Source organism: Pseudoalteromonas sp. 31A1, assembly GCF_011378815.1.
In the GTDB taxonomy this organism is placed as follows: domain Bacteria; phylum Pseudomonadota; class Gammaproteobacteria; order Enterobacterales; family Alteromonadaceae; genus Pseudoalteromonas; species Pseudoalteromonas arctica.
The window spans coordinates 19,473-31,546 of sequence record NZ_WTKY01000032.1; the positions used below are offsets into that span (position 1 = coordinate 19,473).

Here is a 12,074-nt window from a genome sequence, read left to right on the forward strand (position 1 = left end):
CTTAATACATTTGCTCAAAATTGGGGATCCCGTTTTCCCAAATTGGTTTATCTTTTCCTATATGTTCGCGTACAGCATCAAAAAATAACCGAGTTCTTACCGGTAAATCTCGATGCGGATACACGGCATACATCGCACTAAACTCCATTAGTTTCACATCAGTTAATAAAGGCACTAGTTTACCCTGTGATATTTCATCACCAATAATAAATGCAGGGGCGACAAAATAAGTGGTGCCCGATAATGTTTTCATCAGTAATGACTCTGCATCGTTTGCTCTAAACACACTTTTTATTTTTTGCTCGCAGGGCTCACCTTTACTGTTGTAGTAATCTATTGCATCTATCCGAATAGAGTTACTGGCGTAGCTTGCTGCTGGCAATTGTGCTAAATCTTCCATTGTTTTGGGCATACCATAAGTGTCTATATACTCTGGTGCTGCAACAATGAGTAAGCGATTACGCGCTATTTTACGTGCAATAAGGGATGAATCTTTTGGCTCACCAACACGAAATGCTAAATCAAACCCTTCAGAAACTATATCAACTAATCTATCGTCTAAGCGCAGTTCAACTTCTACTTGCGGAAAGCGTTTTTGGAAATCATTAAGTACAGGTTGCAAATAACGCCTGCCAATCAATGTTGATGACGTGATTTTTAACACCCCGCGTGGCTCTAAATGGTAGTTTTCAGCCATGCGTACTGTTTCGCCGAGCAACTCTCTAAGCTCAGCGGCTTTTTTGATCATTTCGGCGCCCGCCGCTGTGAGCGAAAACGAACGCGTTGTGCGGTTAAGTAACCTAACGCCTAACTCATCCTCTAAACGGCTAATTTGTTTAGATATAACAGAGCGATCTATGTTGCGTAATTCTGCAGCTTTTGCAAAAGAGCCTTGCTCAACCACTTCAAGTAACATTAAAAGTCGACTTGTTGTATCCATTATTACACCTTAACTAATTAATTGATGCCATTTTGGCATTAATGAATTTAAAAATCTATGGTTTTTAAACACGGGTTAAATCCGTATTATGCGAGGCTAATCAACAATGGAGCGTCTTCATGAACAAACATCTAATTGCTGCTGCACTTACTGCGGCATCTTTAACACTAGCAGGTTGTGCCGATGAGAGCACAGCTCAATCAGCACCTGCACAGCAACTTCAACCAATTGATGTAGCACAGGTGCTTGTTAAACCAGTACAAAGCTGGCACACATATACAACTCGTTTAGAGTCTCCACAAGAAGTTGCTTTAATGCCGCGTGTATCGGGAATCATCGATAGCATTGAATTTAAAGAAGGCGATGTGGTTAAAGAAGGCGATGTTTTATTTCAATTAGATGCTCGTCCATTTGCTGCTGTGGTTGCTAGTTTAAAAGCGCAAATCAACAGCGCACAAGCTGCCTTAGAGCAAGCTAAAAGTGAAGACAAACGTGCGGTACGATTATTAGACCGTAAAGCAATTTCTACTGAGCAAGCACAAGCGCGTACTTCAACACTACGCCAACGCGAAGCACAGCTTTCGGCACTTCAAGCACAGCTTACATCAGCAGAACTTGATTTAGAATTTACGTCAGTTGTATCACCAATTGATGGCATTATTTCTCGCGCAAATATTACTAAAGGTAATAACATACTTGCGGGTCAAAGCGTATTAACATCAATTGTTTCAAACCAAGCAATGTACGCTTATTTTGATGTTGATGAACGCACATGGAATAGCTCTTTTAATGATGTTACTGCTGCGAGCCAGCAAACTGTTGTAATGCAAAAAGTGGGTCAAAGCGATTTTGCATACAAAGGCTACATTAACTTTATTGATAACCAAATTAATTCATCAACGGGTACATTACGCGTACGTGCAGTATTTAATGAAGACAGCAACCAATTACGCGCAGGCTCGTTTGCACGTATTAAGCTTGCAGCCAACTCTATTAGTGACGCGATTATTATCCCAGAACGTGCAATTGGTACCGACTTAAAAAATCGTTTTGTATTAACGGTTGGCGAAAACAACGTACTTGAATACAAACTTATCACTACAGGTGAGCGTTACGGTGCCTTACGTGCGGTTACATCGGGCCTTAACGAAGGTGATGTTATTGCTGTAAATGGCCCAGCTCGCGTAGGCCCTGGTATGCCAATCTCTCCGCAAACAGTAACAATTGATACAAGTGGTGTGGCATTTACATTGTTAAATGACAACGCACAACTTGTGGCTAAGCAATAAGGTTTATTGATGAAATTCTCGCATTTCTTTATACAGCGTCCAATATTTGCGGCCATGCTGTCATTGGTTATTTTAATTGCTGGTGGTATATCACTATTCCAACTACCAGTAAGTGAATACCCAGAAGTAGTTCCTCCAACCGTGGTTGTAACCGCTAACTACCCGGGTGCTAACCCGACCGTTATTGCGCAAACAGTGGCAACACCGTTGGAGCAAGAAATTAACGGCACTGAAAACATGTTATATATGTTTTCGCAAGGTACCAGTGATGGCCGCATGACACTAACGGTAACCTTTGCATTAGGTACCGATTTAGACCGTGCTCAAGTACAAGTACAAAACCGTGTAAACAGTGCGCTTCCGCGTTTGCCAGAAGAAGTACAACGTTTAGGTGTTGTGGCTGAAAAGTCATCACCAGATTTAACCATGGTAGTGCATTTATATTCACCTGAAAAAACGCACGACACAGCGTACTTATCTAACTATGCCGATTTAAACATTAAAGATGAAATTGCACGTTTACCGGGTGTAGGTGATATTCGCATGTTTGGTGCCGGCAAATACTCAATGCGAGTATGGCTAAACCCAGATGCACTTGCTGCACGCGAATTAACAGCAACAGATGTAGTAACAGCACTTCGCTCGCAAAACCAGCAAGTTGCTGCAGGTAGCTTAGGCGCGCAACCAATTTCAAACGACAGTCAATTTCAAATATTGTTAAACGTTAAAGGTCGTTTAAACAGTATTGAAGAATTTGAACAAGTTATTATTAAAGTAGGCGACGAGGGTCAGTTAACGCGTTTATCTGATATAGCCCGTGTTGATTTAGGTCAAGACACTTACTCACTTCGAGCAGAGCTTGATAATCAACCAGCACTTGCAATGCCAATATTTCAACGCCCTGGTTCTAACGCTATTGAGCTATCTGATCAAGTACGCGAAACAATGGCGCGCTTATCTAAAGATTTTCCTACCGGTGTTGAATACGACATTGTGTACGATCCAACAGTATTTGTTCGCGGCTCAATTGACGCGGTAATTGCCACTTTGCTTGAAGCAATTGTATTGGTAGTTATTGTTGTTATTGTATTTTTACAAACATGGCGTGCATCAATTATTCCGCTAATTGCTGTGCCTATTTCACTTATTGGTACGTTTGCCGTAATGCAGTGGTTAGGTGTCTCAATTAATACCTTATCGTTGTTTGGCTTAGTATTGGCCATAGGTATTGTTGTAGATGATGCGATTGTAGTTGTTGAAAACGTAGAGCGTAATATCGAAAAAGGCTTATCGCCACTTGAAGCAACCCGCGTTGCAATGAGTGAAGTAACAGGCCCTATTATTGCCATTGCGCTAGTACTAAGTGCTGTATTTATTCCTACTGCGTTTATTACCGGTTTATCAGGTCAATTTTATAAGCAATTTGCACTTACAATTACTATTTCGACTATTATCTCAGCGTTTAACTCATTAACGTTATCGCCTGCGCTTGCTGCATTGTTATTAAAATCGCACGATGCAAAACCAGATGCGTTCACGCGTTTACTTAATAAATTGTTTGGTCGTTGGTTATTTAAACCATTTAACCGCGTATTTAATCGTGGTGCTAAAGGTTACGAAAAACTGGTACAAAAACTAATTCGTATGACCGTTGTTGTTATGGTGGCTTACATAGCACTTGTTGGTGGCACAATTAAGTTATTTGATACCGTACCGGGTGGCTTTATTCCACAGCAAGATAAACAGTATTTAGTGGCTATTGCGCAGTTACCTGATGCATCAAGCCTTGATCGTACTGAAGATGTGCTTTCTCAAATGCAGCAAATTGCATTAGAAGTACCAGGCGTTGCACATACAGTTGCTTTTCCTGGCTTATCAGTGAACGGTTTTACTAATAGCCCTAACAGCGGCATTGTATTTACACCACTTGAAAGCTTTGACAAACGTACCGACCCAAGCCAATCAGCGATGGCGATTGCTGCCGAGTTGAATAAACGTTTTGCTGCCATTGATGAAGCATTTGTAGCGGTATTTCCACCGCCGCCAATTCAAGGTTTAGGCACTACCGGCGGTTTTAAACTGCAAATAGAAGACAGAGCAAATAAAGGATTTGAAGCCTTATTTAATAGTCTGCAAGCTGTTATCGGTAAAGCGCAACAAGACCCAGCATTAATGGGCTTGTACTCGAGTTTCCGTATTCAAGTTCCACAAATGGATATTGATATTGACCGTGAGCAAGCGCTAATTCAAGGTATTCCACTTGATGAAGTATTTAACGCACTGCAAATTTACTTAGGCTCTGTGTACGTAAATGACTTTAATATGTTTGGCCGTACCTACCAAGTAAATGCACAGGCTGATGCTGACTACCGCTTAGACCCTGATCAAATACTTAATCTAAAAGTACGTAACCGCTCAGGAAATATGGTGCCACTAGGCTCTGTATTAACAGTAACACCAACAATTGGTCCTGACCGTGTTATGCATTACAACGGTTACCCAAGTGCAGAACTAAATGGTAGCCCAGCGCCAGGTTATAGCTCTGACCAAGCACAAGTTGCTATTGAAAAAGTACTCGCAGACACACTACCAACAGGTATTGAGTATGAGTGGACTGAAGTAACGTACCAACAAGTACTTGCCGGTAACACCATGGTTTATGTATTCCCGTTAGTTGTATTACTTGTATTTATGGTACTTGCAGCGCAGTACGAGAGCTTACGTTTACCACTGGCAATTATATTAATTGTACCAATGACTATTTTCTCAGCCTTATTAGGTGTGTGGTTTGTCGGCTCTGACAACAACATATTCACCCAAATAGCGTTAATAGTACTGGTCGCGTTGGCTTCTAAAAATGCGATATTGATGGTTGAGTTTGCAAAAGATAGACACGACTCAGGCTTATCGCACTTAGAGGCAATACTTGAGGCATGTCGTATGCGCTTGCGCCCAATATTAATGACCTCAATTGCATTTACAGCAGGTGTTGTACCGTTAGTTCTTGCTACCGGTGCGGGCGCCGAAATGCGACACGCAATGGGTAACGCAGTATTCTCAGGGATGATAGGTGTAACCGTGTTTGGCCTATTGTTTACGCCGGTATTTTATATGTTAGTGACTAACAAAAAAGAGAAAGCGCAGGAGAATACTCATGACTAAATTAATGCAAAAAAGACTTAAAACAAGTCTGACCGCCAGTGCAGTATTAGTTGCTGCGTTTTTAGCAGGATGTGCGAGTAAAATAGACACCATGAGCGAGCAAAAAGCCGTTAACGAATTTGTTGCTAAAGCTAATATTGCTAGTAACGTTAGCGTTGCTGATGAGACAAACTGGTGGAAAAAGCTTAATTCTGATCAACTAAATGAGCTTGTTACTGGTGCGCTTGCAAATAACTATAATTTGCAAACAAGCCAGTTAACACTTAAAAGTGCATTAGCGCGATTAGGAGAGCAAAAAGCCCAATACCTGCCGCAAGGTGGCGTAAATGTTGGCGCAGCTCGAAGCGATGCACCAAGCGTGTTTGACCGCCAATCAAGTGCAAACGTTGCACTTGATTGGCAACTAGATTTATTTGGTCGCATAACGGCGTTGGTTGATGCAGCAAATGCATCGGCCATGAGCCAAGCAGAGCAAGTACGCTTATTACAAATTGAAGTTGTTTCGTCAGTCGTTAAAGGCTTTGTAAGTTACCAAGGGAATGTTGAAAAACAACACATTGTTACACTTCAAATTGAAGCGCTTGAGCAAAGTATTGACGTTTTACAGGCACGAGTTGATGAAGGTGTAGCTAACGAGCTTGATTTAAACCGTACGATGGCGCAGCTTAGGCAGCAACAAGCATTAATGCCTGCTATTGAGTATGCAAAATACAGCGATTTATCTGCGCTTGCAGTACTAAGCGGTAAGCTAGCGCAAAATATTGCTATTGAAAACGAGCAAGGCGTGCTTGAACGTGACTTTAGCGTAGCACTAAAAAACGCTAATAATGCCATTGCCTTACGTCCAGATATTAGCCGCGCGCTGTTTGACTTTAGCCAAGCAAATAGTTTAAGTGTTGCAGCTAGCAAAGCGTTATTACCCGATATTAGCTTATCTGCATTTGCAGGGGTTGTGAGTATAGATAGCACAGGCTTAAAAAATACCGATCAACAGTGGCAAGTAGCGCCGCAGTTACAGTGGTCTATTTTAAGTTATCCTGCGCTTTTAGCGCAGCGTGACGCGCAACAGTTTTTAAGTGAAGCTGCGTACAGCGATTATCAACAAGTAGTATTAACTGCACTAAGTGAAAGTGAACTTTCACTGCAATTGTTGGTCAATCAAGCACAGCAAAAACGCTTTGCCGATGAACGTTATGACTTTGCTAATAAAGCATTTTTACAAGCACAAGCAATGTACGAAGAAGGTCAAATTCCTTACCTTGAGTTGTTAGATGCGCGCCAGGATGTTTTAATAGCACAAGAAAATGCTGTTGAAACAACAATTTCTTCACTGCTTGCCAAAGTAAATGCTTACCAGTCATTTAATGGGCAATGGAGTTATGCGTTAAACGACACTAATAAGTAGAGTTATATTGATGCCAAATACTGAAAATTTACATGAATACATTATCCCGCAAACTATGCGCGCTATTGTACTGCCAGAACCAAATGAAGCAATTGACTTAGCGGATGCTGAGCTGCCTGTTCCTATTTGTGCAGATAACGAGCTGCTTGTAAAAGTAGAGTACGTTGGTTTAAATCCAGTTGATGGTCAATTTGCTAAAACAGGCTTTTGTAAATGGCAGTATCCACACATTTTAGGCTTAGATGCCGTAGGTGTTGTGGTTAAAGCTAATAAAGGTGTGTTTCCAAATGTTGGCCAGCGCGTTATGTGGCATGCCAACATTGGTGAGCAAGGTGCTTTGAGCGAATACACCAAGGTACCTAACTTTGCAGTGTCGGTTGTGCCAAGCGGTTTAAACCCGGCCATTGCAGCAACACTTCCATGCGCCGGTATGGCAGCACTTATTAGTTTAGATAAAATAGGCATTAGTGAAGGCGATACTATTTTTATTGAAGGCGGAGCCGGAGCGGTAGGGCAGTTTGCTATTCAATATGCAAAACAGCGCGGTGCAGACGTATTTACCACAGCATCAAAGCGTAATCATAAGTTGGTTAAGCAGTTAGGCGCTGATGTGGTTTTTGACTATAGCGATAAAAAGCTATGCGAAAAAATCCGCAGAGAACTTGGCCCACAAGGCTTTGATGCGGTTATTGATACGATTGGTGGTGAGTGTACTCAGCGTAATATTGAGTTAATGCGTTTTTGCGGACGTATTGCCTGCTTAAATCCGCTCCCTTGTTTTGATCAAGACTTAATGTATCACCGAGCGCCTAATATTAGCGTAGTATCAATTGGTGGAGCATGGCTTGCTAATAGTTTATGTGCACAACAACGTTTGAGTTTTATGGGCAACCTGTTACTTGAAGGCGCTGTTAGTGGCGACATTAAACACCCAGAAATAACGCCCGTAGATTTTAGTGCTGACTCAGTATCGCAAGCGCTTAATAAACAACTTGCTGGTGGTTTTACCGGCAAGCAAGTTGTTAAAGTTACTAAGTGAAGCGCTTATACAATTTGATTTAAATTTAGGTAGTTTTAGCTAGATTAACTAATAATGTAGCCTCTACAAATTGAATAAAAACGTAGCCTATTTGTGCTGCGTTTTTTTATGCCCATAAAAAAATAGATACAGCGCTAGAGCTTTTGCTGTTTTATTCATCATTTTAATCAAAATACTTTTTTTCAGCGTACAACTGTAAGCCTTTGTGTTTCAACAGTTTACGTTCAGGTAAAGAAAATAAATTGAAAAAACTGTTAATTAATTGAATAGAGCAATTGATCTAAACGATTTTTTATGACGTAATGTAGGTATTATTTAGCTGGTCGGATGAGTTCAATCATGAGTTTACGTACAAAACTAAAAAAAGTATTACCAAGTATTTCTATCACAGAACAAGAAGCGCTAGACGCGGGTGATGTATGGCTTGAAGGTTCTATCTACCAAGGTAAACCTGATTTCAGTGCACTTCGCGACGTACCTGCTGCTACATTAAGCGCAGACGAGCAAGCATTCTTAGACGGTCCAGTAAAAGAGTTATTGGGCATGATTGACGATTCAGTGATTCAAAACGGCATTCATTTACCAAATGACATCTTAGAATTTTTGAAAAAAGAGCGTTTTTTCTCGCTTATCATTCCTAAGTCGTTTGGTGGTTTAGAGTTTAGCCCTTATGCAAACTCTACTATTGTTGGCACAATTGCGACTAAAAGCTCAGCAGTTGCGGTAACCGTAATGGTTCCTAACTCGTTAGGCCCGGGTGAGTTATTACTTCACTTTGGTACGCAAGAACAACAAGCACATTACTTACCACGCCTAGCAAATGGTACAGATATTCCATGTTTTGCATTAACAAGCCCAGAAGCGGGTTCTGATGCAGGTGGCATTCCAGACATTGGTACAGTTACTAAAGGCATGTATAAAGGCGAAGAAGTACTTGGCCTTGAAGTCACATGGGACAAGCGCTATATAACGCTTGCACCTATTGCTACCGTACTTGGTTTAGCCTTTAAAGTAATGGACCCTGATGGTTTATTAGGTGGCAAAGAAAGCTTAGGTATTACCTGTGCACTTATTCCAAAAGAGCACCCAGGTGTAGAGCTTGGTAATCGCCATGACCCAATGGGTATTCGTTTTTACAACGGTACTACGCGTGGTAACAAAGTATTTGTACCAATGGATTTTGTTATTGGTGGACAGAAAAACATCGGCCGTGGTTGGCAAATGCTGGTTAGCTGTTTAGGTGCTGGCCGTGGTATTTCATTACCTGCGCTAGGTGTTAGTACCGCGCAAGTTGCATTTAAATCAGCATCTGAATACGCAGCAGTGCGTGAACAGTTTGGTTTAGCCATTGGTCAGTTTGAAGGTATTCAAGAAAAACTAGCCGACATTGCAGGTAAAACATACCTACAAGAAGCAATGCGCGTACTTACAACTGAAGGCTTAGGCATGGGCTTAAAACCATCAGTAGTAACCGCAATCGCTAAATACCACATGACAGAGCTTGGTCGCGACGTACTTGATTCAGCAATGGATATTCAAGCAGGTAAAGCGATTCAAAATGGCCCACAAAATACATTAGCAAGTGGTTATGTTGCACAACCTATTGCCATTACGGTAGAAGGCGCGAATATTCTTACACGTAACCTAATGATCTTTGGTCAAGGTGTTATGCGTTGTCACCCATATTTACAATCTATGGTTGAGTCAATTCACAGCGAAGACAAAGGCGCAGATAAAGAATTTAACGGTATTTTACGTAAAACAATTGGCTACAGCACAGCAAACAGCTTACGTGCTTTCCGCTTAGGTGTTTTACCATTTACAGCAAGTGCTAATTCTGAATTACCAGAAGTACGCGACTACGAAAAAGCAGTACATAAATTATCTGCAAAACTTGCAGTGTACGCAGACTTTTCGTTACTTGTACTTGGCGGTAAGTTAAAACAAGCAGAAATGCTATCGGCACGTTTAGGCGATGTAATGAGCTTCTTATATGCAGCTATGGCATCAATTAAATACTACGAGCAAAAAGTATCAAGTAGTGACCGTGAGCAAGCAGCACCTTATTTCCATTACGCGACTCGTTTTGCACTACAAAGTGCTGAAGAAGCATTGCATAAGTTTTTAGATAACTTCCCTGCAAGTGGTACACGTAAGTTTATTCGTTTTATTACAATGAACTACTCAACTAAAATGCCAAAAATTAGTGACGATTTAATCCGCGAACTAGCTAAGCAAGCTCAGCTAGATACCGCATTTAAAGCGCAAATCACGCATTTAGTTAAACCAGTAGTGGGCGATGGCCATCATATTAATGAGCAAGCTTACAAAGCTAAAATGGCATCACTTGGCGAACTGGCTAAAGTTAAAAAAGCATTACGTGCTAAAGTAATTAAACCAGGTATACGCTTTAACATCACGCTTGATAACGCACTAGCGGCAAACGTAATCACGCAAGCTGAACACATTCAGTTAATTGATTACAACATCAAACGTGAAAAAGCGATTCGTGTAGATGAGTTCGATTTTGATATGAACCTACTAGACGATAACGCACAGCCGATTAATCCGCTTAAAAGCGTAGTTAATCAGTAAGTTAAAGTAATAAAATTCAATGATGCAAAGCGCCCGCAGTATCGGCGCTTTTATTTTTGAGTAAAAAATTAGTGTGGAGCCCCGCTTGTGTAAAAACAAGCGGGGCTTTTTTGTGTTTTTTTAAAGTCGAAATTGATAGCTGTATTGATTCGTAAGCGAGTATGTATGCCTAGAGGATTAAAAAGGGACGTTTATAATCTTGAAAAAGGGCTAATAACCCCGTTGGCACCTTGTTGTAGTACATGGGTAGGATACCCGCTGAATTAAAACGTTAAACATTTTAGCGTTCTAAATAACTCATTAACTGCGTTAAAAACTTCTCATATAGATAAACTATATAACCCAATTTTTGTTTTGTTACTGAGCTATTTATAATCTTGAAAAAGGACTAATAACACCATTAGCACCTTGTTGTAGTACATGGGTATATATTTGTGTAGTACGCACATCACTATGGCCTAGTTGTGTTTGTACTGTGCGGATATCAGCGCCGCTTTGCAGCAAATGCGTAGCGAAAGAGTGGCGTAAAGTATGTGGCGTAACGTGTTTATTAATTTCAGCTTTTGTTGAAGACAGTTTAACTGCCTTTCTTACCCCAGAATGATCTAAGTGGTGACGTCTTATTTCTCCTGTTTCAGGGTCCGTACTTAATTTATGTGATGGGAACAAAAACTGCCATTGTAAAGACTTATTAGCGCTTGGGTATTTTTTACTAAGTCGATGAGGCATCCATACACCGGCGTACGCATCATTTTTTAAATCTAACTGTAAATATTCATCAACTTGAATTATTTGATTTCTTAGCATTGGTATTAATTCTTCAGCAAGTGTCACAATACGATTTTTATTACCCTTACCGTTCCAAATGCGTATGTTTTTATAGTCGAAGTCAATATCTTGAACTCTTATTTTACTGCTTCCATCAGCCGTAAACCACTTCCATATAGCAGGCTTGCTATCAAATAATGTCGTTTATTTATATTTCTAAAAAATAGCGATACCTCAGTTTGTGTAAGTACGACAGGAAGTTTCTGTTGGCGGTTACTTTTAACGAAATTTAAATCTAATGAGAGCTCATTCTTAATAATATGTTTATATAAAAAAGCAAGCGCATTTAAAGCGGTTGCTTGTGTTCTCGCTGCCACTTTTTTAGTGACTGTTAAGTGATTTAAAAATATTTCTACTTCATTATTGCCCATACTGGTAGGGTGCCGCTTATTATGAAAATGGATATAGGCAGTAATCCAAAATACATAAGTTTCGATAGATTTTTTAGCATAGTGATGGCTATACATATAGTTGATAATACTATTAAGAAAAGGGGATTTAGTTTTCATTTTAAATCTCAGTTAACTGTATTTATATACAGTATTGACGTTTTTCCTCCTAAGTCAAGAAATGAGGACGTTTTCCTCTTTTCTGCATTTTAATAAAAGAACAGCCTGACTTAAAGTTTAAAGCTGGCAATGTGTTACAGGATTTGTTATTAATATTAAAAATAATTAAGGGGACATACATTGCTCATAAAAAGAGGAAAGTGTCCTCTGATAAAGCTGTTAGCTGCACAGAAAATTGCGGCATATTTCAATCTATAAGGATATTAAAATGAACAAAATGATCAAATTAGGCCTATTTACGTTAGGC

Annotated in this window: 6 protein-coding genes and 1 pseudogene; 5 read left to right on the plus strand and 2 right to left on the minus strand. The window is 40.2% G+C overall.

Annotated elements, in window-relative coordinates; all coding sequences use genetic code 11:
• Window position 1: 1 nt before the first annotated feature.
• Window positions 2-940: a LysR family transcriptional regulator gene (locus GQR52_RS19130; RefSeq protein ID WP_165729475.1), complete on the minus strand. Its 939-nt coding sequence runs from the start codon at window positions 938-940 to the stop codon at window positions 2-4.
• A gap of 119 nt (window positions 941-1,059) precedes the next feature.
• Here GQR52_RS19130 and GQR52_RS19135 point away from each other — a divergent pair, with 119 nt between their 5' ends.
• From GQR52_RS19135 to GQR52_RS19155, 5 genes are all read left to right on the plus strand, one after another.
• On the plus strand, window positions 1,060-2,229 hold the full coding sequence (locus GQR52_RS19135; protein ID WP_165729476.1) for an efflux RND transporter periplasmic adaptor subunit: 1,170 nt from the start codon (window positions 1,060-1,062) through the stop codon (window positions 2,227-2,229).
• A gap of 9 nt (window positions 2,230-2,238) precedes the next feature.
• Window positions 2,239-5,391 carry a multidrug efflux RND transporter permease subunit gene (locus GQR52_RS19140; protein ID WP_165729477.1) on the plus strand — a complete coding sequence of 1,051 codons (3,153 nt, stop codon included), beginning with the start codon at window positions 2,239-2,241 and terminating at the stop codon, window positions 5,389-5,391.
• The gene (locus GQR52_RS19145; protein WP_165729478.1) at window positions 5,384-6,796 is read left to right on the plus strand and encodes a TolC family protein; all 1,413 of its coding nucleotides are present in this window, start codon (window positions 5,384-5,386) and stop codon (window positions 6,794-6,796) included. The genes GQR52_RS19140 and GQR52_RS19145 overlap by 8 nt, the downstream gene beginning before the upstream one ends.
• A 10-nt stretch (window positions 6,797-6,806) precedes the next feature.
• Window positions 6,807-7,835: a zinc-binding dehydrogenase gene (locus GQR52_RS19150; RefSeq protein ID WP_007582024.1), complete on the plus strand. Its 1,029-nt coding sequence runs from the start codon at window positions 6,807-6,809 to the stop codon at window positions 7,833-7,835.
• Between the two features lie 339 nt (window positions 7,836-8,174).
• Window positions 8,175-10,430 (plus strand): acyl-CoA dehydrogenase, encoded by a 2,256-nt coding sequence (locus GQR52_RS19155; protein ID WP_165729479.1) that lies wholly within the window; start codon window positions 8,175-8,177, stop codon window positions 10,428-10,430.
• A 369-nt stretch (window positions 10,431-10,799) separates the two neighbouring features.
• Here the strand turns inward: GQR52_RS19155 and GQR52_RS19160 are convergent.
• Window positions 10,800-11,767, minus strand: a pseudogene (locus GQR52_RS19160) (integron integrase).
• Window positions 11,768-12,074 lie beyond the last annotated feature (307 nt).